Raw genomic sequence first — 24550 nt, 5'->3', positions numbered from 1 at the left:
GCCAAGAACGGTATGTAAAAAAACCTTATCTGTTTAAAGATAAGGTTTTATCGTCTATTTTTTTCAAAAATTACATTTTATCTTGGGTTTTTTCAGCAGATTGCGTTACTTTTTCTCCAGCTTTAGATACATCTTTACCGAAACCTTTGAAGGTATTACAGCCAGTTAAAACAAAAGTGGCCATGATAGACGCAACTAAGATTTTTTTCATGCTTGTCTCCGACTCAATTTAATTATGGTGTATGTAAGAGGCTAAACAAATTGGATGAAAATGAACATAATTGTTTGATGGTAGAAGTGTTATGAAGTGTTACGTTATTAAATATAAGTAAATCAGAGTCGCTGGAATAAGAGAGAGGGCTGACGAAACATATAGAATAATGGTTCGGTTGTCGTATTGTAGTACAGACCATTGCTCCACCAATCCGCGGTTAATGAGGATGCAGATTGGTTTGGACAAAGCCATTCTTGACGTTGTAAACGATAATAAGAGGAAGGTGGAATACGCGTCCCCCATTGTCCCAAACGTCGAGAAGCATTGACCCATTGTGGTAGTGCTAATTCATCTTGTGGACGAGGCAAATAAAGCTGTCCTTTCATTACTGCAAATTTACGCTGGATTTTAATATTATTTGCTTCTGAAAACTGAAATTGGCGCTCGGTAAAGTGTTTTAATTTTCGATGTAAAGTATCTTCTCTGTTCAGCCCGAACCATTGTGATAAGTTTAATTCAGATTCACCCAGATAATATTTGAGTGCGACTTCCCAATGCTCAATTTCCTGAGTTTGTTTATTAAGTAAAACGAAATCGAGTTCACCTAAAGTCACAGCACCCGCAATTTTTTGAATGCTGTGTCCGATGAGCTGGTAAGGGTGATAATCCTCATCTTGTAGCCAAAACCACAATAGGTTTTCGAAACGTAATCCTAAACGAGTGCTTTTAAGGCGTGCGAGAAAATCAATTAAAGGTTGTGGTTGTTGATCAAGTTGTTGTAAGCGTGGTTCATATTGGCGGTACAACCTTTGCCAAGTGTGGTCATCGTGAATGCTGAATTTATTCTTTAGGTTTAGTTCATTTGGGATTTGAGCCAAAATATTGGGACTGGCAATGGCAAAAGCTAACTGCCGCACAATAGGCTGCTTAAACTGTAACCACGGTTCAAAAAAAGTGGGGGTGGTCATTGTTTTAAGCATGAAGCAACTCATTCATGGAAATAATACGCTAAGTTTAAGAAACGACAATGAAAACACTTTATACTAGCACGGTTGTTTTGACGCGTTGGTTAATTACGAAATGAAAATATTGTTTTGGCGTAGTTTAGTCATCATTTTTATTACCTTAGGGATAATTGGTGCGATTCTACCGGGGATGCCAACGACTGTATTTCTGATTATTGCAGCGTGGGCAGCATCGAAAGGTTGGCCACAAATGGATGCATGGTTACTGAATCATCCTAAATATGGACCAACATTGCGTAACTGGCGTGAAAATGGCACTGTGCCGCGGAAGGCAAAATGGCTTGCCAGTATTATGATGTTGATTAGTGGTATCATCATGCTCTTTACCAACGCACCATTTTTAGTCAAAGTTTTTACCAATGTCACCATGTTTATTGTTGCTGTTTGGCTGTGGCTACGTCCTGAGCGAGGTGAACAAATATTCAAATGAAATTTGAATATGCAGTGCAAGAAAGCAACGCTTTGCCCTGAGGAGCGATTGAAGCTCCGCAAGAAGACGAAGGCTAGGCCTGAGTGGCGAGTTAAGCAAAGCAACGCTTTTTAGCAGCGCAAGACCTTGCGGAATATATTCCTCATATGCCCGAGTAGCGAATTAATTACTCAAGTCGCGATTAATGAAAAATTGATGATCATCTTCTACTACAAATCAAAACTACAGAAATAACCGTTTTTTTATGTTGAAATACAGTTGTTCTATCATCTATCGAGATAAAAATGAGCTATACCCTAGATCAGGCAGACATCGTCATTGATTTAGCAAAACAAACCTTACATTTGCCAAAACATAATAAATTCTATGTGATCTCTTCAGGCAAGAATGGTATTGGCGAACAAGAAAATAGTGGAAAGACCCCAAGAGGGTGGCATCGAGTTGCACAAAAAATTGGTGCTGAGTCTCAAAAAAACTCAGTTTTTATCGCACGCCAGCCCACAGGCGAAATTTATGATCAACAGCTTGCACAACAATTTCCACAAAGAGATTGGATTCTATCTCGGATCTTATGGCTAGATGGCTTAGAAACTGGGTTTAATCAGGGTGAGGGTTGCGATACCTTTAAGCGATATATTTATATTCATGGTACGCCAGAGACAGAGCCGATGGGGATTCCAATGTCACATGGTTGTATTCGGATGAAGAATGATGAAATTATCGAGCTTTTTGAACTGATTTCGGAGCAGGCTTTGGTTTATATTTCGGAACAGGCTTTGTAAAATTTGATATTAAAATGCCAATAAGTGTTTAAATAAAATACGAAAATACTGCGTTTATCAAAGAATTACTTATTTTTTAATCACTCACACGGTTTTTTCTGAAAAGTATATCAAAAGCGTTTGACAGTCTGTGAAGATTCTCTATAATGCACCTCACAAACGATAAAGACGTTAAGGGCGCTTAGCTCAGTTGGTAGAGCGTCTGCCTTACAAGCAGAATGTCGGCGGTTCGATCCCGTCAGCGCCCACCAAGCCTTTACGTTAAAACTTCAAGTGCAGCGGTAGTTCAGTTGGTTAGAATATCGGCCTGTCACGCCGAGGGTCGCGGGTTCGAGCCCCGTCCGCTGCGCCACTTAAGTTTTAACATCGTTTTAACCATAATTGCAAAATTATAGTGCAGCGGTAGTTCAGTTGGTTAGAATATCGGCCTGTCACGCCGAGGGTCGCGGGTTCGAGCCCCGTCCGCTGCGCCACTTTAAATTTGTGAGGTTGGGAAGGAAGTCAGGTAATATTTATCTACTTCACTGAAACGAGAGTTAATTAGAAAAATCATAGATTTTTCTCTTGCACTCGGACAAGGCATTGCTTTCTTGCACTGCATATTCAAATTTCATTTGAATATTTGTTCACCTCGTTCAGGGCGCTTAGCTCAGTTGGTAGAGCGTCTGCCTTACAAGCAGAATGTCGGCGGTTCGATCCCGTCAGCGCCCACCATAGTTTGTGATATATACTTCTCTAAGAAGTATAGCGATGCAGCGGTAGTTCAGTTGGTTAGAATATCGGCCTGTCACGCCGAGGGTCGCGGGTTCGAGCCCCGTCCGCTGCGCCATTCTCTTGATTCCCTGTTCAAGAGGGTGATAATGTAAGACACTACGCACTGCGTTTGTCTTGCGTCATAAAAATTGATCTTCAATCAATTTTTATTCCTCAGGGCGCTTAGCTCAGTTGGTAGAGCGTCTGCCTTACAAGCAGAATGTCGGCGGTTCGATCCCGTCAGCGCCCACCATATCTCCTTTCTAGATACTCAAATTATTGTAATCAATATCAAATTATTTTATGATTAGCCTCAATAATGATTCTAATATTGAAGTAATTTATGAGAAATCCTTATCAACGTAAGGCCGCGTCAAAATCTCAAACAACAACATCTAACTCTTCATCTAAAGACGCTTATCGCCAGTTTATTCAAAATATTATTTTGCAACGTCAAGTGATTGCGCTATATCACGATGGTTGGGCTTTGTGTTCTACGCCATCAGGTCAGCATGCGATATCTGTTTGGCAGAATAAAGGATTAGCAAAGTTATTAATTAAAGATAATTGGGCGCAATATAATATTCAAGAAGTGTCGTTAATGGATTTTATTGAAAAGATGATTCCATTTTTAAGAGAAAATAATACGATTTTATCTTTAGATTTAACTCCAGAAGGGAATAATCTATTGGTAACACCAGATACATTATTACTTGATATTAAAAACTTTTTATACCAAATTTATTTGCAACGTCCAGAAATTTTTTCGGAGTTAAAGTTGCCATTACCTCGTGATATTCGAATTCATCAATAAGCAGAGCCTAGCGATATTGCACAGGCCCTAATCTTAGACTGAGTCAGCTTTAATCAATATTCATCAAGTAACCAACCACTGACATAAGCAAAATACTCTCTGAGCCATGCATTATAACGTGTGGCTAATGGTGTTGTTGAACCTAGCATCGTGAGTTGTGTATAGCCTTGTCTTTCTGCAATCGCAGCCGCACGCAGTGTATGGAAATCACTGGTGACAATTGCAATTGGCTGTTGAATCGTGATCTGTTGGGCTTGCAGTAGCGGCTGACTATTTTTCAGGTTTAGTTCGGTACTGGTACTTTGATCTTCCAATATGATTTGCGATGCTGGAATCTGATAGTTCTGTTGCATATAACGTGACATCACCAAAGCTTCACTCTCAGTTTCACCAAAATCTATACCGCCCGTGAGAATAAGTTTCGCATTTGGTTGAGCTAAGGCAAGTGGGGCTGCACGGTCTAAGCGTTTGGCGAGAGTGGCTGAGGGCTGCCCATTTTCAATACCGCTGCCTAAAACAATGATTGCAGCGACAGGTGGTGTGTCTTGCAGCTTCGGTGTGTTATTTGCGAGATAATGAAAAAAATAGCCTAAGCTAATGAACCAGACCCAAAAGCATAACCAACCGAATCGCCAAATGGAATGTAGGCGAAAATGGTAAAAGAAGAAGCGTTCAATATGATAATAGAAGATTGAATAGCTACAGAAAAAAAGACCTAGCAAAAGCGGAAGCACTGTTCCAATATGAATCTTTTTAAGTGCGATCAATATTGCGCCATCTAGAAATAGCACAAAACCAATAACGGCAAAAAAAATACGAAGCCATGAACTGAGTTGCATAATCTTAATTGAAGTCGATTTGAATCAGCTCAGTGTATGTAAAATGAATTGAAAGGCAAACTTTTTTAATCATCAAAAAAAACGAGTGATGCCTCACTCGTTTTTTGATGTTTTATATGGGATTAGTATACGTCCCGACGGTAACGTCCAGTTTGACGTAATTCATCAACTTGATCTTCGCCCAATATGTCGATTAATGCTTGGTCTACACCTGCCGCCATACCTTCAATACTGCCACAGACATAAATCACAGCGCCTTGATTCACCCAATGGATCAGTTCTTCAGCCTTGTCTCGTAATACATCTTGTACATAGACACGCTGTTCTTGATCTCTAGAGAAGGCCAGATCAAGGCGTTTCAGTGTGCCCATGTTTTTCCACGCTTGGATGGTTTCTTGATAAAAGAAATCATGTTCGCGTTGGCGCTCACCAAAAATAAGCCAATTTTCAGAATAATCCTGACGATTGCGTTGTTGTAATAAGCTCATTAAACCAGCGATACCTGTACCATTGCCGATACAGATAACAGGGCGGTCGTCATCAATGAGATGGAATGATTCGTTGGTACGAATACGCAACGCGATGTGTTGTTTTAACGGTGCAAACTCAGTCAGCCATCCTGAACCTAAACCGAGTTGACCATGCTCATCACGCTGCTGGCGAACCACCAACCTTAATATTTGTTGCGATGGAATACTGGCAATTGAATATTCCCGAGTTGCCAAGGTCGGCAGTTGTTCTAGCAATTGTTCTGGCTTGCTAAAAGCTTGAACTTCTATGCGTAAGTTTTTATCCCAAAGTGCCTGCTCAATGGTTTGATCAAGTGATTTCACAACTGTGTGCGCTGGAATTTGCTGTTTGACCAAGAAAGCCTGAATCTCAGCCAAGCTATTGGCAGGTTGAATTTCTGCGATATCACCTGCATGCCAAGTAATATCATGCGTTGCAGTGAGTTCGATATTATATGCTGCTTGCCCTAAGCTCTTTGGATTGAGAACTTGGCGTTCGCTTAAAATCCATTGATCAAAGGTTTTGTCGATATTCATTGCATGTAGTTCATGCTTGGTCACAACGGATAAAGCCTGATTCCAGTGTTGAATATCATGGGCATTTGCATTGTCTACTTCGATTAATTCAAACAAAGGCTGTGCATTACATTGCTTTAACCAAGCATCGATTGCATGGCCAAAACTGCAATAGCTGTCAGCATATTCTTTTGATCCAAGTGCCAATACTGCATATTGGATGTGGTTTAGGTTCAGGTTTTGTTGCATCAGCTTCTTATTAAAACCTGTCGCTAAATCTGGTGCTTCACCTGTACCGTAGGTACTCACCACAAATAAGACTTGTTGAGCTTGCTGTAGGTCTTGCTCAGTGAGTTGTTGAATCGGTTTAACGGTGGTGGGTTGTTGTGCCTCTTGTAAGCTGGTTGCCGTGCGCCAAGCCAGTTGTTCCGCCACACCTGTTTGAGATGCATAAGTGATCAGCCACGGTTTTGCATTTGGGTCAATTTGTTGGGCGCTCAATGACTGGCGGGCGGCTTGAGTCAGTTTCTTTTGTTTTCTTCGTTTAAGATAAAGCATCCAGCCTGTGATAAAGAACAGTGGCATCGCAAGTGAAGCAAGCATTGCAATGAATTGATAGGTCGACCCAAAGAAACTGCCACGATGCACAGGTAGCATACTGCTCATGATTTTCTCATTGAGCTTTTTATCTTCGTACAATTCAAATTTTTCAAATGTGTTGTCTTGGTAGTTGAATACAGCTTGGTTGCGTGCACGTTCGTGCTGTGGAATTGCATCTACAAACGATAATTCTACTTTTGTATCTTGATGTTTAGGTAGATTGACTGTGAGGCTTGAGTATTCACGTCCAATTTGCGCATTCACACCTGTCCATGTTTGGGTGAGGATGGTGTTGACTTGCTGTGTAGATAAATCTGGTTCTTGTGGTTGATCGTTATGTGGTCTGTTGCGTATCGGTTGTTCGACCCCCATGACGCTGAACATGCCAGCACGCCACCAATCATAAGACCAATATAAACCTGTGCATGCAAACAAAAGGTAAAACACGATAACCCATGTGCCCACGACTGCATGTAAGTCCCAAATAAAATTACGGCCTTTTAATTTTGGTTTGATAAAGAACCATTGTTTAAAGGTATGTTTTTTAGGAAAACGTAGATAAATACCACTCAAGACAAAGAAAATTAACATCAGGGTTGATGCACCGGTAATTTGTGCACCATATTCACCAGCGGTTAAATTACGATGTATACGCTGAATAAATTGAAAAAACTCACGACCCTTTACTTCAGGGAGAACCTCTGCTGTATAGGGATTCACCATCATATTATAGCCGCGACGCGCACCTTCTTTTTGAATATTGACGGTTGAGGATGCGGTTGGGTCTGTTGCAATGGTAATGCTATTAATTTCAATCTCAGGTTGTTGTTGATTGAAATATGAATAGAGTTGAGCAGGGGTTAATTTAGGCGTAGTCGCAACTTCAACCACATAGCTGTCGTGGTTGATCCATTTCAGGATTTGTTGATCGTATGAATAAATTGCACCTGTAACGCCCATTAAAGAGAGGATGAGACCAGCGGTGATCCCTAAAAACCAATGGATTTGGAAGAAAACTTTTTTAAACATGGTCAAAAAATGAAAAAATAATGAAATTCATGTAAAAAATTATAACTCAAGAATAAGAACATAATATGGATTTTCTAGATAATATTGATTTTGATTCTTATTTACTAAATTAATTTAAAAAACTTTTTATAAAATGAGAGCAAGATCAAGGGGGTTAAGCATCTACCCAAGCCATTGGCAAAGTGCTGCAAGAGATTGTAATTGAATTTAGAATAATTTTAAATGATAATAATTATTATTTATATAGTGGAATGGTTTATTCCATGTCATCTTCCTCCGTAAATCAGCAAGTTTCGATCTTATATCAGCAACATCATGCATGGATCTATTGCTGGTTATATCAGAAATTAGGAAGTTCAGCTGATGCAGCCGATCTTGCACAAGATACCTTTGTTCGGATTTTGGCGCGACAACAGCAATTAGAGTTTCAGCAACCCAGAGCTTATTTGGTGACTGTTGCAAAAGGCTTAATGGTGAACTGGCTACAGCGTAAAGAGATTGAAAGAGCTTATTTCGATGTATTGGCAGAACAACCTGCACAGGAACATCCATCACCAGAACGTCAGGTTCTGATTATTGAAACATTAGCAGAAATTATAGCGTTATTGGCTGAATTACCTCATTCTGTTCGCTTAACTTTTTTATATGCGCAGTTGGAAAAATTAAAATATCAAGAAATTGCAGATCGGTTAGGGATTTCAGTGAGTACAGTAAAACGTAATATTCAGCGTGCCTATATGCATTGTCTCGAGGTGATGCTTGTAGCTGAGGACATTTAATCTTATGCCGAATGTAGATAAGCAGCAGATTCTGGCACAAGCCAGTGCATGGCTCATGCGTTTACAAGAAAAGCAACTGTCTCCTCAGGAACTTGAGCAATTACAACAATGGCAGCAACAGAGTCCGTTGCATCAAAAGATTTGGCAAAAAGCTTTATTGTTACAAACAAAATTTTCAGATCTACCCATCGACATCGCACTACCTGTGGTGCAAAAAGTTGAGCATTCATCAACACAATATTATAAGAAATATCTGTGGTTATTGGCATTTCTGCCGCTATGTTCAGGTTTGTATTTTACCAGTCAGCAACAGCAATGGTTTGCTGATTATCGTAGTGGTACTGCGGAGCGAAAAAGTATTCTTTTGCCAGATGGCGGAACTATTTTACTTAATGCTTCTTCTGCGATTGATGTGAAATATACTAAATCTCAAAGAACCATTATTTTACGCAAAGGTGAAATCTGGATTGAAACCCAACATGATCAATTGAATCGCCCATTTTTTGTGACTACTCAACAAGGCACAGCACAGGCTTTGGGAACAAAATATCATGTTGAAACGATGCCAGACTATTCTCTGGTGACCGTGACACAGGGCAGAGTGCGTGTTTCTCCATATCAGTCACAACAAAAACAGATGATTGAAGCCAAGCAACAGCTTCGATTTGATGCACATCATCTTGGGAAAATAAAGCCCTTTGAGGAAGGTAACATTGCATGGACAAAAGGCTTTTTAATGGTCAATGAACTGGCATTAAAAGATTTTGTTATCCGATTGCAGCCTTATCAGAAAGGCATCATCAGATTTGACTCTAAGGTTGGGAAGATAAAGATCTCGGGAAGCTATCCTGTTGATGATCTGGAAAAAGTCTATGCAATGCTCGCTCAAACTTATGGTCTGAATATCGAGCAGTATGCAGGTGGCTATTGGACGGTCATTCAGCCAGCAAAATAAAACAAAAAAATTTAGATTTTCGTGAGCTGATTTCTATTTTCAACTGGCATAGATAAGGAATATATCATGCTGACTGATTAGGGGGGGGGGATATGTACGCTCAACAGGGAAAAACAGCGCTCACAAAGGCTATACAGATTGCGGTACTTAGTGCTGTATTGGGTATTTCAGTTACAGCTCATGCTGCTGATGCACAGGCACAACAACATTATGAGATTAAATCGGGTCAATTGGGGCAGGCATTATCGAGTTTTGCAATGCAATCTGGGATGGCATTGTCATTTGACCCAGCACTCACTAAAGGAAGAAATACACAGGGTTTGAAGGGCAGTTATAGTATTAGCCAAGGCTTTGAACAGTTGTTAAAAGGGACGAATTTACAATTGGTTCAGCATGATCATGGCGGCTGGACCATTGAAAAAAGTAAAAATACACCCTCTGAACCAAAACAGGTTCGGGAAGTCGGGCAACTCAACAGTATTGCGGTAAATGGTACAGCACAATCAGCGACTGAGCATAATGCGTCACGGCTACCTGTGATTAGAGTGGCTGCTGATGATCAACCTACAGGCTTAAAGACACAAACACAATCGGGTGTTTTAGGCAATAAATCTATCTTGGATACGCCTTTTTCTGTGACTGTGGTTGAAAGCAATGATATTGCAAAACGTGGGGCTAAAACAGTTGGACAAATTTTTATTAATGATCCTGCTGTATATAGCCAAAGTGCTGCAATGGCGACAGATTGGTGGGGAACAAGCGTACGCGGACTCGGTGTAGGTAATTACTATATTGATGGTTTACCTATGTCTTTGACATGGGGTGGCGATTTTCCAGTTGAAGCTGCTGAAAGTGTGACTGTGCTAAAAGGCTTAACAGGATTTATGTATGGGTTTGGCTCACCTGGAGGTGCAATCAGTTATCAACTTAAACGACCAAAACAGACTGCTGAAACAAGTTTAGAGATGACTTATCGTAATCCAAGTACAGTTTCAGCTTTAGTGGATACCAGTAACCATTTGGATGATATTGATTTAGGTTATCGTTTGGTATTCGGGGGCGATAAAGGGGAGGCTTATAATGCTTCTGAACAAAATCGTTTTGTTGCCTCTCTGGCATTAGATAAAAAATTCACGGATGATTTAAGCTGGACGGCCAACTTTACTTACGAAAATAATAAAACTGAGCATGAGCCGCCCATATTTTCTTTATCTAGCATTAAGGAGCGTTTACCCAAAGCAAGTTATGACTACGATAAATTGACGGTCAATAATGCTTATTATAAAAGCAATATTTTTACCGCTTCCACAGCTTTAGATTGGAAGATTAACCAAGATTGGGATATGAAATATCAATTTGGTTATACAAGGAAAAAGCATCACTCCAATCTAGTTTTTGATTATCTATTAAATACTGCGGGTGACTATAGTGGCAACTTGTACCAATTTGCTTTTCTAGATGAAAGTCGTATGAACCAACTCATGCTGACTGGGAAATTTGATACAGGTCAAATTCAACATGATGTTGTTGCTGGTGTCGGATATACAGAAAGTACGGTGAAAGATTCTAAATATTATTGGGTGAATGATTTCTCTGGGAATATTTATTCAAATCAATCCTATATGATTAACCGTGTTCCTGATTATAAATTAAAACCTAAAAGTAGCCAGATTGCTCAAAGTTATGCTTTTTTAAGTGATACGGTTAAATTTAATGAGCAATGGCAGATGATTTTGGGTGTGCGCCATACTTATTATGATCAGGAAGACTTGGATAATGATCCGACGACAGACTCCGGTTATAGCACCAAAGCAACCACTCCCACGATTGCAATACTCTATAAGCCTGCTGCAAATACAACGCTATATACAAGTTATGTAGAGAGTCTTGAAGCGGGAGGTCGAGTAAAATCATGGGGTGACGCTCCTTATGCAAATGAAGGAGATCTTTTAGATGCGACCATTAGTAAGCAGTATGAAGTTGGGCTGAAATATGATGCCAATGCATTTGGTTTAACGGCTGCTTTGTTTAAGATGGAGCGGGTCGAAACTATGGATCGTATTCAAAACGATCAAAAATACTTAACACAGGATGGTTTAACGAATTATCAGGGGCTAGAACTCAATGGTATGTATAAGCCGACAGATCGCCTAAAGCTTGGTTTGGGCATGATGTATCTTGATAGCAGTATTGATAAAGTGTCAGAAAGCAATAAAGCTGTTGAGGGAAGAGCACCCGCAGGTGTGGCTGAATGGTCTGGGGTTGCGAATGCAGAATATACCGTTCAATCTGTTGATGGGCTAAGCATACATAGTAATGTTCGTTATAATGGTTCTTCGTATACCAGTCAGGAAAATATCATAAAAGTTCCTGCATATACACTGGTTGGTGCTGGTCTTTCTTATAAGTTTAATCTTCATGGTTATGATGCGGTGATGAATGCGAATGTTAATAACGTATTCAATAAAAAATACTGGGCATCAAGTGGTAGCTGGGCAAGTATCGGCGAAGCAATCAATGGTGTTGTGTCACTTAAAGTAAATTGGTAGAGCACAGATACAACAACCCCAGCTTAAGCTGGGGTTGTTGTATATGACGTATATTGTATTTGAGCGTTCAATTATAATGGTTTTGCTGCACCGACAGTTTCATTCAGGTGTTTGCGAATTGTTTTGAATGCAAAGTTCTTCGAGTCCATGCGTTTTGGCAGGATATAAGCACCTTGTTGTTGTTCACCTTTTGGTGTTTTAACCTTGAAATTTACAAGAATAAAGTCAGGTGAGTTATACCATTCATAAATATCTTTCCAACCAATCGTAGCTGTACCTTCTTGCAGTCCTACTTTTTGGCGCATCACGATACCATGAGGCTGTACGCCTAAACGGATTCCTTTAATGTCTTGGACAGGGAACTCTTTCATTTTACGTTTTACGTACCATTCAAGACCGAATCTTTTAATGAGATAGAAAAGCGCAACCCCGATAATCACAACCCAACAAATCACAGTTGAATAAGTGGAATAGTATTTGATGAGTCCTGCTGCAACTAAAGAAAGCACTACAAGTGCGATCATGATGATCCATGCTTTGCGGCTGAACTTGTTGGTACTGCGCCAAATCATAAGTTGAGCTTGACGTTGTTCAACTTCAGAAACTTCGTAAGAAACAGGTTGTAGCGTATAAGCGTATAAATTTTTGGCGGTCATAGTTTAAAAATTGAGTGTAGAACTGGGTTAAGTTTAGCATTAATTGGAGGGTGTTGACACGACATAAACCCTCACAATCAAAGATATTATATGAACGGGGAGGAACAGGCTGTTGGCTTCGCCTTAGCTCCATTAAAGTGATGCAAACTCAGTCCCATCTTCGTTAGGTTCATGACGTAGACTTTGTTTGAGCATACTTAAACGCGTTAAAATACTGAACATGAGTGAGAGTTGCTGCAAAATGATTAATGATTTTGGATCATTTTCTGCATTGAGACTTAAGCGTTGGCGGATGTTTTGCAACATATTTTGTGCGGACAAATCAGGAACTTCATCTCTGAGTAGTGCACCTTGAATGTCATCCAGCGCTTGATCTAGCAAAGTTAAAACCTCTTGATCCTGAATTTGTTCACGATGTGCTCCTAATGCGGCGATATAGCTTAAAAAGGTATGGCTGAGACATAGAAACTCAAAAGCCTGATTTTTTTGTATGTTATCAATATTAGGCTCTGTGGCAAGCGTAGAAATCAATGAAGCGACTTCCGCATCGGTGTTATGCGCGGTTCGTCTCACCACGCGATAGTTCAATGCATGATTGCGACCTTGATGATATTGTTTGACCACTTCGGCTAAGTACTTACATTGTGCTTGCAATGATCGTTGAATCGAGCGAGGCAGTCTACGGAACTTCCAATCAGGCCAAATAAAACTGACCCCAAACCATGCTAAGGCACAGCCAATAATGGTATCCATCAAGCGAGGTAGACCTGCTGCAAATGCAGAACCATCTAAGTTAAAGTTAATTAAAGCGAGAATGGTAATGAACGCCGTGGCTTGCGCATATTGTTTACTCCGCAGCTCGAAAAATAAGATTCCGCTGAGGATCAACATGACCAGTTGTCCTTCGATTGAAGGAATAAAATAGATAATGGCTAGACCAACAATAATCCCCACCAACGTTCCCATAATTCGCAAATATAAACGTCGTTTGGTCGCATTAAAGTTCGGTTGGCAGACAAACAGGGCTGTCATTAGAATCCAGTAACCATATTCAATATTGGTGAGTTGAATAAACAGATAACCGATAAACAGTACAATGGATAAACGGACAGCATGACGGAATAAAACAGATTCAGGGCTTAGATGCTGTTTTACACGGACAATCATGTCATTTACCCCTTTAAGATCATCATCTTTGAGTTGGTTTTCGACCTGTTGGGTGTTTTCTAATTGGAGATTACGCTCAGTCTCTAGATTTTGTAATTGTGCATCAATCGACTTTAGGTTTTGATAAAGCGCGAATAAAGCATTAATCCGAACCTGATCATAGATGCCATCTTCACGTAACTTTTCTAATGACAGTCTTAAATTTTCAAAGCTATGTTTAAAGCGTTTGTTATGTACATAACGGGTGCGGCTTAAAATAGATTGTGCCAAGTCCTGACAAGCTTTACCTTGAATCGACAAGATCCGTTGGAAGCGGAACAAGATATCGCTGTGTTGGAAAACTTTGGTCAGTTTTTGATAATCAATGTGGGCGGAATCTGCACGTTCATGGATATCTTGTACCACAAAATAATATTGCAGACTGCGTCGTGTATCCTTTTGCCCTCTGTCTCCTTTGAGCCGAGTCAGTAATGCCACACGGAGATTGTTAAAAATCGCAATCAGTTTGCTATTTTCCATCGACAAATCAATCATGCTTTGCTGATAACTCGAAGGGGTCATATCGACATCAAACAAATTTGATTTCGCATATAAGAAACTTCCTAATGCGCTATATGATGCTGACAGTTGATCTTGTAATTGTCGAACTGGAAATAATAGAAAGCTAATCGTTGAAATAAGGCCGTACCAAGCTGCACCAGCCACCAATAACGCGGGTTGTAGATACCATTGTTCAAATAGATGCACACCGAGCATGGTGTATACAGAAATAACCAAACATCCGTACGCAATAGTGGCATAACGACGGCCGATCGAACCGAGTAGAATCCAGCCGATACAGGAGGCAATCAGTCCAATGGCGAAAACCACTGGATAGGGAAATAACAACTGAACCGAAGCAGCGGTAATAAAGAAACCGATATAGGTATAAATCAGATTCATGATCCGAACTGAAAAGCGATCATCAATGTCGCTGATTCCCGCTGCAACCACACCTAAGGTCAAAGGAATCGTGGCGAGTTGGTAATCCATCAAATAAGGAACAAATGCTGTTCCCGCAAAAGCGATTAACATACGCACGTTATACATAAACGTGGTGTTATAGGTTGCTTGTTTTAAACGTTTGAACCAAGGATTCAAGAGCTGTCCTTTTTGTATTTTACCGTCGATTTTATTCTTCATATTATGCACAAATTAAAGAGAGGATGCTAAGCTTAGAATCTCAATAAACTTGAAAAGTGCAGCATTATGCAGGCGGAGCAATCTCAAAAGCATCAGTACTCTACAGCATGGATTTTGTTACTTGCCCTATTAACGGCATTGGGCCCGCTTTCGATAGACATGTATTTACCCGCATTGCCGCAAATGGCAGATGAGTTCGGGGTTAGTACACAAATGGTGGCCAACAGTTTGCCTGCATATTTTTTGGGGCTAGCCATCGGACAACTGTTTTATGGACCTATCAGCGATCGTATTGGGCGTAAGACACCTTTATATTTTGGGCTTGGTCTATATGCGATTGCCAGTTTAGCGTGTGTTTTTGTCACCAATGAATGGGCTTTAATTGCCGCTCGTATTTTTCAAGCGCTGGGCGGTTGTGTAGGGGTGGTGATTGCCAGAGCGGTGATTCGTGATCGTTTGGATGTGGCAGGTTCAGCACAGGCTTTTTCTAGCATGATGATCGTGATGGGACTTGCGCCGATTTTGGCACCGATTTTTGGAGCATGGATTCTAATATTTTTTCCTTGGCAGGTTATTTTTGTCTGCTTAGCGATCATTGGGGTGATCTGTTGGTTGTGTGTACATTTTTTCTTTAAAGAATCTCTGCCTGTAGAGCGCCGTTTAAAGCTATCGGTTTATCAAGTCACCACGCTCTATGCCGCGATTTTAAAAGATGAAAGTTTTAGAGTGCCGATGTTGGCAGGCTGTTTAACAGGTGCCGCATTATTTTGTTATATCAGCTCAGCTTCTGCGGTGTTTATGGGTCAATATGGATTGTCTCAACAGCAATTCTCTTATGCCTTTGCGCTGAATGCGGGGGGCATTATGTTGATGTCATCATTGAATAAGCATCTAAATACCCGAATGGGCGTTTTCCCACGCTTACGTTTGGGTGGTTCTATTCAATGTTTCGGTGCTTTGATCGTGGTGAGTGCAGGTTTAATGGCGAATGCACCTTTATGGTTTTTGATGTCTGGTTTATTTTTAGTGGTATCTGGCATCGGTTTAACGGGTCCAAATGCGATGGCACTGGCCATGTCTCAGCAGGGGGCTAGGGCTGGAACTGCAAGCGCAATTATGGGAAGTACCCAGTTTGCATTTGGTTTACTTGGTGGATTGATTCTCAATTTCCTGATTTGGAAGGCATCACTGAACATGGGGTTGATGATGTTGATGTTTACCAGTGTCGGGCTATTTACGATTATTAAAGTTGGGCAGCAGCAAAACAGTATCTCGACATAAGTGATTGATCATCAATGTAGAGGATGCATCAGGCAGGTCAATCAAGAAAAACTGTCTGATGCTGTTTATTTGAATTTATTAAATGAGTTGTTTTGATGCGACATAATACTGTCGGGTATTGGTTGGCGAGGTGAAATCGTCAAATCCTTGCCAAAAGGCTTTAAATAATAATGGATTTAATTCGACAGGAGTGGATGAACCCGAAGAAAGTGGTGTATAGAATTCAAAACCTTGATCATGATGCTGATAAGGCAACACAATCACCCATTGCCCTGCATGGGGTTCATAAGCGCGAACATGAATACTGAGTGCATCAATACGCTCTATTGGCAGATTTGCATAAATATCTTCAACAAATGCTTGTCTTTTAAACTGATTTAAATTGGTTGCAAGCATCTCATGCCCTTGTTGAGATGAATTGTCACCAATTAAACTTTGTAGTAGTTTTTGCTCACCATTGGATTGAATCAACGTTGGAATAAGTTGTGAGCCATTTTCAATCATATATAGACTATGATGGGCTAGGAATCCTGCGGCTTTTATTGCTTCGACCCATGCCTGCTCAGCTTCACTCTGCGCTTCTACTGGCAATTTTTTGTTTTCTTCTGACATTAAAAGTAATGGTTTGGCATGTTGTTGATAAAAGCTTAAACGCTCCTGACAAGTGGCTTCCACTGGATCAGTAAATAAGCCATCACAAATGACTTCAATTGGTAGGTGTTGAAACATATTACCAATCATACAACTGACAAATGTACTTAAAGTCTGTGGAAACTCTGCTCTTTGTGTAAAGGCTTTCATTTCTTCATATGAAAACCATTTTATCGACTGATGGGTGACGCGGGCAATGGTTGTTGCTAAGTAAATACCACAAAAAATCACAAATTGTTGATAAGGCAATTCTTCACAATAGCGTGCATAGTCAGGCTGGGTTTGTTTTTTAATTAAGGATAAGACCTGATCCAGACGATGTAAGCTCTCCGCACTAAAATCCAGATTAATATCATTGAGCTGCTGTCGATATGCCATTGGAATGTGCGGTTTCTCGGAAAAATAATCTTCTAAAATCGTTTTCACACGGTCACTGGTTTGAAGCGGTGCTTGCTGTTGTGTTGAATGAGTATTAGATGAATGTTGTTCATTGTGTTGTTGTGAGGATGAGTTCTGGGTTCGCTGTTGATCTTGTTGCTGTGTCTGTGTGGTGTGTTCTGATGTAGTCGGGCTTTGATATGCAGGCCGATTACGTTTTCTGGTCTTCGGCTGTTGGCTGTTTTTAAAGAGTTTCCATCCGATAAATCCTAAAATCCCAAAAGCAATAATAAAAAAGAATGGGAAACCACCTGAATTTTTAGTTTCAGTCGCGTTGGTGGTTTGTATCGGAATGGATTCTGCTGGCTTGGGCGATTCGATACGGATATATTCAGCATTTGTTGTGGGCTTAGGCTGCGTTAATGCTTCAACTCGTTGTTGCTGGAAAGCTTGTTGTTCTTGGAGTTGCTGTTCCGTCTGCTGTCGTGCGGCTTCTCTTGCCTGTTTAATTTTTTCTTGAAGTTCCTGTTGATACAGGTTTTGTGTAGATGCTGTTTCTGTCTCATCTGATGTTGAGACATCTTGTGTTTCTTCAGCATGTATCGCTGTCGAGTATAAGGAAAAAATTAATAGAGCTGGGCAGAGCTTAAACAATCCCCTGAAATTTAACATGATGACCCCTAATATTTTAAATAAATGATTTTTATTGCTTTTATTAAGCTTTCTCCCGATGAATATCAAAGGGAGAAATAAGGTTAAATTATTTTAATCGACAAATACAGTGAAATTCTCTACGGGTTCACGTGGGGTAATAAAGCTATTCACAATATGGTCTGGGTCGGCATAGCCCAATGCAACAGCACAGACCAAATCTTCGTCTTCGGGTGCGCCAAGCACATCTAAAACGATTGGGTGAAAATGGTTCCAAGCGGCTTGTGGACAAGTATCTAGACCACGTGCTTTTGCGGCAATCATAACGTTTTGGATCATCATGGAAATATCCATTTTTGAACCAATGCCCATGATTTTATTTACGGTAAAGTATAAAGCGACAGGCGCATCAAACAGTTGAAAGTTACGCAATTGCTGCGCTGCCATTCTGTCTTTTTCACCTTTTTGAATGCCAAGTAAGCCATACAGTCCCCAGCCATTTTCACGGCGACGGTCAATAAAGGGTGAAATCCAAGTTTCAGGATAGTAAGCAAAAGTTTCTTGATATTGTTGCGCCAGTTCTGGTTTGTGAAAAAGTTCAACTTGTGCTGTACAAACACGGTCAATCATTTCCGCTCGTTTTTTTCCTGTGACAACATAAACTTTCCATGGTTGTGTGTTTGTGCCTGAAGGGGCACGACTGGCAACACTTAGAATATCTTTAATTGTTTGGGTCTCAACAGGAGTATCCAAAAATGCACGTACTGAATGGCGTGATGTAATGGCATCATCGACGTAGCGGACTTGTTCCATGTTCATAAAAACTCCTCAGGTTTCTTTGATCTTTCTCATATGATGAGACTATAAAGCAATCATGACCTTTTGAGGATGGTTTTTAAAACATGCACTGAGATTTGAGTGAAAAATAGTCGATTGCGTTTGGGATGATGAAAATAGAATCAGGATTTTTCTATTCCATTATTTTTTGTGAAAAGGAAATTTATTTATAACACAATGAAATAGAAAAAATATTTAGATATATATGTTCAAAGTATTCTTGTTTCTCGTATAAAAAAGTACACACAATATTCCAAATTTATGCATAATACGCCCTTTTTAAAAATTGATTAGGCTTTCCTTGCTGATAAAGGTAAGGGGGATTTTCCGTGTTAAGTGTATTAAATTTACCCAATTTTATGCTTGTGGAAAATGTTGAAATATACACCAGATAAAGGAGCTTCTTATGAGTTTATCTCTCATCCGTAAGCCGTTCATTATGCAAAGCTTAGCAATCACTGTTGCTGTTTTTATGATGAACCATGCACAAGCTGCAAATGAGCAAACACAAATTCAACAACTTCGCGATGAAGTAAAAGAATTAAGAGCATTATTGGAGCAATATGTTCCACAAGCAAAACAAGAAAATGATGCTTCTGACCTTGTTGAAACACCCGTAAATGTCGCTAAAAATAATCAAGATATAAAATCAGTGACGAAAGCGTCTTCACAAGAGTCTCCTTTAGTTTTTACGACTGCTTCAGGTGCACAGGTTCAACTTTACGGTTTCTTACGTGGCGATGCTTCATATCAAGCAAAGGGTGGTAATGGTATTTTTAACCGTATCAATACCGTTGATTTGGAAGGTAAAGAAAAAAATAATGACCGTTTTTATAGTACGGCAACAGTGACACGTTTCGGTTTAGATTTTAAAGCGCCAATAGAAAATGCTGATGTTGGTGCGAAATTAGAAGTTGATTTTCGTGGTGGCAGTAGTAATGACACGATACGAATTCGTCATGCTTATTTGACCTATAATGATTGGTTATTTGGTCAAACCACTTCAACGTTCTTGGCAACTGACGTACAACCTGAAATGTTGGATTTTAACTCGCCATTAGGGATTGGAACTTTCCGTACTCCGATGGTGCGTTACAGTGGTCAATTAAATTCAGATACAAGTTATGCCATTGCTTTGGAAAAAGGCAATGATGATAATCGAGTACCTGCATTCACCACTAAGCTGAAATATGACTTTGCAGAAGGTAAAGGGACAACTTCAGTCCGTGCTTTATTGACAGAAGCACGTAGCAAGGTTGCTTTTGACAAAGATAATAAGCAAATCAGTGCCAATGATTCAGATCTCGGTTGGGGTATTGCGGTTGGTGCAAAATATAAGTTCACAAATGCTTTACAGGCAATGATTGACTATTCACATGTCAAAGGTGACAGTAAATTTTTACTATATAGCAACAATGCTTTTAATGTAAATCCAACTAATTTAGATTTAAATCTGAATGAATTCGATGCGTTTACAGTGGGTACGAGTTATCAAATGACCCCTAAATTGCGTAGTACTTTAGCTTATGGTGCAATGTTTGCAAGTGATAGCAATGATTTTGCTAAACAGGCCATGACAGATGTAACACAAAACAAAACTTTGCAACAAGCTTGGTGGAACGTCATGTATTCGCCAGTAACACCAATTACGTTTGGTCTAGAGTATATCTATGGTGAACGTAAAACCTTTGATGGACAAAAAGGTAAGGATAGCCGTGTAGGAGCAATGGCACGCTACAGCTTCTAACCTATCCTGTAGGTGTAATCATCCGTGAAAACTGATTGATTTGATTGGGATGGAGTTCTTACAAAGAACTGTATTTTTATGAAGATGATTGAGTTTTCACTCATTTTGAGAGTGACTATTTCATTGTTGATTAGATGGAAAAAACGTCGAAAGACCAATGTAATAAACGGAAAAAGATATGGAATTTAACTTTGATGGTTTTTATACCCTGATTGCTGCGGTGATCGTCTTATTATTAGGACGTTTGCTGGTCAATAAAATTGATTTTTTAAGACGTTATAATATTCCAGAGCCTGTAGCGGGTGGTTTGGTTGCTGCGATTGCTTTTTTGCTGGTGCATACCTTTTGGGGCTATAGCATTGTTTTTAGTAGCCAATTACAGACCAGCTTTATGTTGATCTTCTTTGCTTCGATCGGCCTGAGTGCCAATTTTATGAAGCTAAAAGAAGGTGGAATTGGCTTGGTGATTTTCCTGATCTGTGTTTCTGCATTTATTGTGGTGCAAAATGCAGTCGGTATGAGCCTAGCGACCGTATTGGGCCTTGACCCATTGATTGGCTTAATTGCGGGTTCAGTCACCTTGACAGGTGGGCACGGGACAGCAGGTGCATGGGGAAGTATTTTTGAATCCCAGCATGGTATTCAAGGTGCAGTTGCACTAGGAATGGCAAGTGCGACTTTTGGTTTAATTATCGGTGGGATCATTGGTGGTCCATTAGCTAAACTTCTGATTAATCGCCATAGTTTGGCACGTGCTAAAACACCTGCTCAAATCCAAGATCGCGATACTCATTTAGATCAGCATCCAGAAGAACTTGCACCATTTGAAAATCCACATCAAGTCCGTTTAATTACCGCGGATAATGCGATTACGACGCTAGGGATGTTTGCTGCGTGTCTTGCATTTGCAGAGTTTATGACTGGATATAGTAAAGGTACTTGGTTCGAGTTACCAACCTTCGTTTGGGCGCTTGGCGGTGGTGTGATTCTGCGTAACATCTTAGAAAGCGTATTAAAAGTTGATATTTTTGATCGCGCAATTGATGTTTTTGGTAATGCTTCATTATCCCTTTATTTGGCAATGGCACTGCTTTCATTGAAGTTGTGGCAGTTGGCTGATTTGGCGGGTCCATTGGTGGTGATTCTCGGTGCGCAAACAATCACCATGGCGTTGTATGCCTCATTTATTACCTTCCGTGTCATGGGTAAAAACTATGATGCAGCAGTGTTGGCAGCAGGCCATTGTGGTTTTGGTATGGGGGCGACACCAACAGCAGTTGCCAATATGCAGGCGATTACCAATATGTATGGCCCATCACATAAAGCATTTTTGATTGTACCGTTGTGTGGCGCATTCTTTGTTGACTTGATCAATGCTACGGTAATTCAAGTCATTTTGAAATTCTTCGTCTAAGTCAGGTCAAAAGCTGCTTACAGAGCATTTTTGATTTATCCATTTTTTTGTATGAAGACATACAATTGTGTAAAAGCGAATAAGTGATGAATGAACAACTAAATACCACACTGATGTCGTGGGTACAATTCTTGAACGATCCGCTCTGGAATTTCCTGATTATGTTGTTGATCTTGGTTGGGGTGTTTTTTACCTTGATCACAGGATTTGTACAACTACGTTTGCTCTTTCATAGTGTTTGGGTGATGAAAAGTAGCCGTAAAGAATCTAAAGATGAACATGGTATTACGCCATTTCAGGCTTTTGTGACAGGACTTGCGAGTCGTGTAGGTGTTGGTAACGTTGCTGGTGTCGCGATCGCTATTGCAATTGGTGGACCTGGTGCAGTGTTCTGGATGTGGTTTGTTGCCTTCTTGGGCATGAGCTCGGCATTTGTTGAATCATCATTGGCACAGTTGTTTAAGATACGTGATCATCAAAATAAACAGTTCCGTGGTGGACCTGCTTATTACATCACGCAAGGCTTAAAACAAAAATGGCTCGGTGTGGTGTTTGCATTGACATTGATTTTGGCCTATGGCTTTGTCTTTAATGCGGTTCAGTCCAATTCAATTATTGCTGCAACTTCTCAGGCATGGGGTTGGGATAAAGCCAATCCTGTACTGGCCTTTGGTGGTTTTAATTTTGAAGTTTCATTGGTCGGCTTGGCATTGGTCATTCTTACTGCTTTGATTATTTTTGGTGGGATTAAACGTGTCGCTAAAGTTGCAGAAAGCTTTGTACCTTTTATGGCGGTTTTATATTTAATCGTTGCTTTATACATCGCCGTCATTAACTTTGAAATCTTACCTGATATTTTTGTATTGATTTTCAGCAAAGCCTTTGCTTTTGATGCAGCCGCAGGTGGCTTTTTTGGTTCAATGATCTCAATGGCGATGATGCAGGGGATCAAACGTGGACTATTCTCGAATGAAGCAGGGATGGGTTCAGCACCAAATGCAGCAGCAGCGTCAGATGTAAAACATCCTGTTAATCAGGGCTTGGTACAAATGCTTGGTGTTTTTGTTGATACCTTTATTGTCTGTTCATGTACAGCCATTATTATTCTTGCTTCAGGTCTATACCATGATGCTGGTTTTGAAGGGGTTGCACTCACACAACGCGCTTTAGAAAGTCAAATTGGGAGCTGGGGATCTGGTTTCTTGGCACTGATTCTCTTCCTATTCGCATTTTCATCGATTATTGGTAATTATGCTTATGCCGAAGGTAATGTGAGATTTATCAATAATAATCCGACACTCATGTTTATTTTCCGTATCTTGGTTCTGATGATGGTGTACTTTGGTGCGATTACGAGTGTGCCACTGGTATGGTCGATGGCAGATTTATCGATGGGCTTGATGGCAACGATTAACTTGATTGCGATTTTGTTATTAACGCCAGTCTTCTTGATTTTGTTGAAAGATTATACCTCTCAGCTTAAAAATGGCGTGAAAGAACCTGAGTTTAAGATTGATCACTATCCTGAATTGAAGAAAAAAGTTGATTCGGATATTTGGTAAATGTCTATATAGAAGTAGCCCCTTTCGAGGGGCTTTTTTTATGAAATTTTGCTGAAAAAATACAAAAAAATTGCTACATCTTTTTTTCAATGTAATCGTTAAAATCCGACCAGAAATTAAATAAATATGGCAAATGTCGCGTATGAAACAGCTTGGGTTATGGGCACTTGGACTTTCAGTCATGGTTTTAACGGGCTGTCAAACCACCAAACATCTATCTCCAATTGTTGAAGATGCTCAGGTACAGGTGGTCAGTCAACCTTTTGCTCAGATCAAAAAACAAAAACGTCCTGTCATTGCATTGGTATTGGGCAGTGGTGGTGCGCGTGGTTATGCACATATTGGTGTGATTGAAGTTTTAGAGCAACAAGGGATTCGACCTGATTTCATTGTCGGAACCAGTGCTGGAAGTATTGTGGGTTCAATCTATGCCAGTGGAAAAAGTTCGGCTGAGTTGCGCGATATTGCTTTAAAGCTAAAAGCCAATGATGTACGCGATGTCAGTGTGAGCTTAAAGGGCTTCTTTGATGGGAAAAAGGTTGAAGACTATGTCAATGAGCAAGTGCAGAACACTCCACTACAAAAACTTAAGATTCCAATGTATGTGGTGGCCACAGAGTTAAAAGAAGGCAGTAAAACGGTCTTTAATTATGGCAATACAGGGCAGGCGGTACGAGCATCTGCCTCCATTCCAAGTATGTTCGTCCCGATCAAAATTGGTGATAGTGAATATGTGGATGGTGGGTTGGTTAGTCCTGTGCCTGTACAGGTCGCACGTGATCTAGGTGCAGATGTGGTGATTGCTGTCGATATTTTGGCACAACCTGTTCATACCGAAACCACCAATGTTTGGGGACTATTCAATCAAAACATTAATATTATGCAAGGGCGTTTGGCTGAAGAAGAACTCAAATATGCTGATATCGTGATCCAACCTGATCTTCGTGAAAAAGTGCATATTTTTGATGTCAAAGGGCGTGAAATGACCATGCAAGCAGGGGCCGATGCTGCTAGAGAAAAGCTCTCAGATATTCAGTTGGCGATACAAACCAAGATGCATTCTGGTTCTAAAACACAGCAAAACCTTGTTTTCAAACTAGATGATCTCACACCATAATTTTGATTGTTTAATTGGCAAAGGATTGCTTTAATCTAAACACATCAAAAATCTCTTACAAAATGCTATGAATAGTATGAAAAAACAGGTAAATAACTACAATCCATTAAACT

Annotated in this window: 19 protein-coding genes and 6 tRNA genes; 17 read left to right on the top strand and 8 right to left on the bottom strand. The window is 40.1% G+C overall.

The window, feature by feature from the left end; all coding sequences use genetic code 11:
• Positions 1 to 70: 70 nt before the first annotated feature.
• Entirely contained in the window at positions 71 to 211 is a 141-nt protein-coding gene (locus MMP72_RS09305; protein ID WP_004669417.1) for an entericidin A/B family lipoprotein, read from the bottom strand.
• Between the two features lie 122 nt (positions 212 to 333).
• Positions 334 to 1194: a DUF1853 family protein gene (locus MMP72_RS09300; protein ID WP_241316623.1), complete on the bottom strand. Its 861-nt coding sequence runs from the start codon at positions 1192 to 1194 to the stop codon at positions 334 to 336.
• Positions 1195 to 1294: 100 nt separating this feature from the next.
• On the opposite strand from MMP72_RS09300, the gene MMP72_RS09295 reads away from it, so the two are divergent.
• The 9 genes from MMP72_RS09295 (at position 1295) to MMP72_RS09255 (ending at position 4018) form a co-directional block, all read left to right on the top strand.
• Positions 1295 to 1669: a YbaN family protein gene (locus MMP72_RS09295; protein ID WP_241316621.1), complete on the top strand. Its 375-nt coding sequence runs from the start codon at positions 1295 to 1297 to the stop codon at positions 1667 to 1669.
• A gap of 284 nt (positions 1670 to 1953) precedes the next feature.
• On the top strand, positions 1954 to 2451 hold the full coding sequence (gene elsL / locus MMP72_RS09290; protein WP_241316619.1) for a cell wall-recycling L,D-carboxypeptidase ElsL: 498 nt from the start codon (positions 1954 to 1956) through the stop codon (positions 2449 to 2451).
• A gap of 175 nt (positions 2452 to 2626) precedes the next feature.
• Positions 2627 to 2702, top strand: a tRNA-Val gene (locus MMP72_RS09285).
• 24 nt (positions 2703 to 2726) lie between these two features.
• A tRNA-Asp gene (locus MMP72_RS09280) sits at positions 2727 to 2803 on the top strand.
• A 44-nt stretch (positions 2804 to 2847) separates the two neighbouring features.
• Positions 2848 to 2924 (top strand) — tRNA-Asp (locus MMP72_RS09275).
• Positions 2925 to 3089: 165 nt separating this feature from the next.
• Positions 3090 to 3165: transfer RNA gene (locus MMP72_RS09270), tRNA-Val, on the top strand.
• 38 nt (positions 3166 to 3203) lie between these two features.
• Positions 3204 to 3280 (top strand) — tRNA-Asp (locus MMP72_RS09265).
• A 101-nt stretch (positions 3281 to 3381) separates the two neighbouring features.
• Positions 3382 to 3457: transfer RNA gene (locus MMP72_RS09260), tRNA-Val, on the top strand.
• Positions 3458 to 3547: 90 nt separating this feature from the next.
• Complete coding sequence (locus MMP72_RS09255) at positions 3548 to 4018, top strand: DUF2750 domain-containing protein (protein ID WP_241316617.1); 471 nt, start codon at positions 3548 to 3550, stop codon at positions 4016 to 4018.
• Positions 4019 to 4071: 53 nt separating this feature from the next.
• Here MMP72_RS09255 and MMP72_RS09250 read toward each other — a convergent pair whose 3' ends face one another.
• Positions 4072 to 4857 (bottom strand): YdcF family protein, encoded by a 786-nt coding sequence (locus MMP72_RS09250; RefSeq protein ID WP_241316615.1) that lies wholly within the window; start codon positions 4855 to 4857, stop codon positions 4072 to 4074.
• A gap of 122 nt (positions 4858 to 4979) precedes the next feature.
• Positions 4980 to 7511 carry a sulfite reductase flavoprotein subunit alpha gene (locus MMP72_RS09245; RefSeq protein WP_241316613.1) on the bottom strand — a complete coding sequence of 844 codons (2532 nt, stop codon included), beginning with the start codon at positions 7509 to 7511 and terminating at the stop codon, positions 4980 to 4982.
• A gap of 263 nt (positions 7512 to 7774) precedes the next feature.
• Between MMP72_RS09245 and MMP72_RS09240 the strand changes: the two genes are divergently transcribed.
• The 3 genes from MMP72_RS09240 to MMP72_RS09230 all read left to right on the top strand — a co-directional run bounded on the left by MMP72_RS09240 (position 7775) and on the right by MMP72_RS09230 (position 11794).
• Positions 7775 to 8290 carry a sigma-70 family RNA polymerase sigma factor gene (locus MMP72_RS09240; protein ID WP_241316611.1) on the top strand — a complete coding sequence of 172 codons (516 nt, stop codon included), beginning with the start codon at positions 7775 to 7777 and terminating at the stop codon, positions 8288 to 8290.
• Positions 8291 to 8294: 4 nt separating this feature from the next.
• On the top strand, positions 8295 to 9245 hold the full coding sequence (locus MMP72_RS09235) for a FecR domain-containing protein (protein ID WP_241316609.1): 951 nt from the start codon (positions 8295 to 8297) through the stop codon (positions 9243 to 9245).
• Between the two features lie 92 nt (positions 9246 to 9337).
• A complete protein-coding gene (locus MMP72_RS09230; protein ID WP_241316608.1) occupies positions 9338 to 11794 on the top strand; it encodes a TonB-dependent receptor in 2457 nt (818 codons plus the stop codon).
• A 71-nt stretch (positions 11795 to 11865) separates the two neighbouring features.
• Here the strand turns inward: MMP72_RS09230 and MMP72_RS09225 are convergent, their stop codons facing one another.
• Both MMP72_RS09225 and yccS read right to left on the bottom strand, forming a co-directional pair.
• Positions 11866 to 12450, bottom strand: a complete 585-nt coding sequence (locus MMP72_RS09225) for a hypothetical protein (protein WP_241316606.1) — start codon at positions 12448 to 12450, stop codon at positions 11866 to 11868.
• A 132-nt stretch (positions 12451 to 12582) separates the two neighbouring features.
• Positions 12583 to 14757: a YccS family putative transporter gene (gene yccS, locus MMP72_RS09220; protein ID WP_241316652.1), complete on the bottom strand. Its 2175-nt coding sequence runs from the start codon at positions 14755 to 14757 to the stop codon at positions 12583 to 12585.
• 108 nt (positions 14758 to 14865) lie between these two features.
• Here yccS and MMP72_RS09215 point away from each other — a divergent pair, with 108 nt between their 5' ends.
• Positions 14866 to 16080 (top strand): multidrug effflux MFS transporter, encoded by a 1215-nt coding sequence (locus MMP72_RS09215; protein WP_241316603.1) that lies wholly within the window; start codon positions 14866 to 14868, stop codon positions 16078 to 16080.
• 78 nt (positions 16081 to 16158) lie between these two features.
• Here the strand turns inward: MMP72_RS09215 and MMP72_RS09210 are convergent, their stop codons facing one another.
• Together MMP72_RS09210 and MMP72_RS09205 are read right to left on the bottom strand one after the other, a co-directional pair.
• Positions 16159 to 17781 (bottom strand): hypothetical protein, encoded by a 1623-nt coding sequence (locus MMP72_RS09210; RefSeq protein ID WP_241316601.1) that lies wholly within the window; start codon positions 17779 to 17781, stop codon positions 16159 to 16161.
• 93 nt (positions 17782 to 17874) lie between these two features.
• Entirely contained in the window at positions 17875 to 18579 is a 705-nt protein-coding gene (locus tag MMP72_RS09205; RefSeq protein ID WP_241316598.1) for a nitroreductase, read from the bottom strand.
• Positions 18580 to 19003: 424 nt separating this feature from the next.
• On the opposite strand from MMP72_RS09205, the gene MMP72_RS09200 reads away from it, so the two are divergent.
• From MMP72_RS09200 to MMP72_RS09185, 4 genes are all read left to right on the top strand, one after another.
• Positions 19004 to 20344, top strand: a complete 1341-nt coding sequence (locus tag MMP72_RS09200; RefSeq protein ID WP_241316597.1) for a DcaP family trimeric outer membrane transporter — start codon at positions 19004 to 19006, stop codon at positions 20342 to 20344.
• A 178-nt stretch (positions 20345 to 20522) separates the two neighbouring features.
• A complete protein-coding gene (gene gltS, locus MMP72_RS09195) occupies positions 20523 to 21758 on the top strand; it encodes a sodium/glutamate symporter (RefSeq protein ID WP_241316595.1) in 1236 nt (411 codons plus the stop codon).
• Between the two features lie 86 nt (positions 21759 to 21844).
• A complete protein-coding gene (locus MMP72_RS09190) occupies positions 21845 to 23320 on the top strand; it encodes an alanine/glycine:cation symporter family protein (protein ID WP_241316593.1) in 1476 nt (491 codons plus the stop codon).
• A gap of 142 nt (positions 23321 to 23462) precedes the next feature.
• Positions 23463 to 24437 (top strand): patatin-like phospholipase family protein, encoded by a 975-nt coding sequence (locus MMP72_RS09185; protein WP_241316591.1) that lies wholly within the window; start codon positions 23463 to 23465, stop codon positions 24435 to 24437.
• The last annotated feature ends 113 nt before the right edge of the window (positions 24438 to 24550 follow it).

The sequence above is a fragment of the Acinetobacter sp. NIPH 2699 genome, assembly GCF_022549355.1.
Lineage (GTDB): Bacteria > Pseudomonadota > Gammaproteobacteria > Pseudomonadales > Moraxellaceae > Acinetobacter.
The sequence above is the reverse complement of the archived record's forward strand: the minus strand, read 5'-3'. Positions and strand labels throughout refer to the sequence as shown.

Coding starts and splice junctions, on each gene's coding strand:
- MMP72_RS09305 (WP_004669417.1), bottom strand. CDS start 211: ATGAAAAAAATCTTAGTTGCGTCTATCATGGCCACTTTTGTTTTAACT.
- MMP72_RS09300 (WP_241316623.1), bottom strand. CDS start 1,194: ATGCTTAAAACAATGACCACCCCCACTTTTTTTGAACCGTGGTTACAG.
- MMP72_RS09295 (WP_241316621.1), top strand. CDS start 1,295: ATGAAAATATTGTTTTGGCGTAGTTTAGTCATCATTTTTATTACCTTA.
- elsL (WP_241316619.1), top strand. CDS start 1,954: ATGAGCTATACCCTAGATCAGGCAGACATCGTCATTGATTTAGCAAAA.
- MMP72_RS09255 (WP_241316617.1), top strand. CDS start 3,548: ATGAGAAATCCTTATCAACGTAAGGCCGCGTCAAAATCTCAAACAACA.
- MMP72_RS09250 (WP_241316615.1), bottom strand. CDS start 4,857: ATGCAACTCAGTTCATGGCTTCGTATTTTTTTTGCCGTTATTGGTTTT.
- MMP72_RS09245 (WP_241316613.1), bottom strand. CDS start 7,511: ATGTTTAAAAAAGTTTTCTTCCAAATCCATTGGTTTTTAGGGATCACC.
- MMP72_RS09240 (WP_241316611.1), top strand. CDS start 7,775: ATGTCATCTTCCTCCGTAAATCAGCAAGTTTCGATCTTATATCAGCAA.
- MMP72_RS09235 (WP_241316609.1), top strand. CDS start 8,295: ATGCCGAATGTAGATAAGCAGCAGATTCTGGCACAAGCCAGTGCATGG.
- MMP72_RS09230 (WP_241316608.1), top strand. CDS start 9,338: ATGTACGCTCAACAGGGAAAAACAGCGCTCACAAAGGCTATACAGATT.
- MMP72_RS09225 (WP_241316606.1), bottom strand. CDS start 12,450: ATGACCGCCAAAAATTTATACGCTTATACGCTACAACCTGTTTCTTAC.
- MMP72_RS09215 (WP_241316603.1), top strand. CDS start 14,866: ATGCAGGCGGAGCAATCTCAAAAGCATCAGTACTCTACAGCATGGATT.
- MMP72_RS09210 (WP_241316601.1), bottom strand. CDS start 17,781: ATGTTAAATTTCAGGGGATTGTTTAAGCTCTGCCCAGCTCTATTAATT.
- MMP72_RS09205 (WP_241316598.1), bottom strand. CDS start 18,579: ATGAACATGGAACAAGTCCGCTACGTCGATGATGCCATTACATCACGC.
- MMP72_RS09200 (WP_241316597.1), top strand. CDS start 19,004: ATGAGTTTATCTCTCATCCGTAAGCCGTTCATTATGCAAAGCTTAGCA.
- gltS (WP_241316595.1), top strand. CDS start 20,523: ATGGAATTTAACTTTGATGGTTTTTATACCCTGATTGCTGCGGTGATC.
- MMP72_RS09190 (WP_241316593.1), top strand. CDS start 21,845: ATGAATGAACAACTAAATACCACACTGATGTCGTGGGTACAATTCTTG.
- MMP72_RS09185 (WP_241316591.1), top strand. CDS start 23,463: ATGAAACAGCTTGGGTTATGGGCACTTGGACTTTCAGTCATGGTTTTA.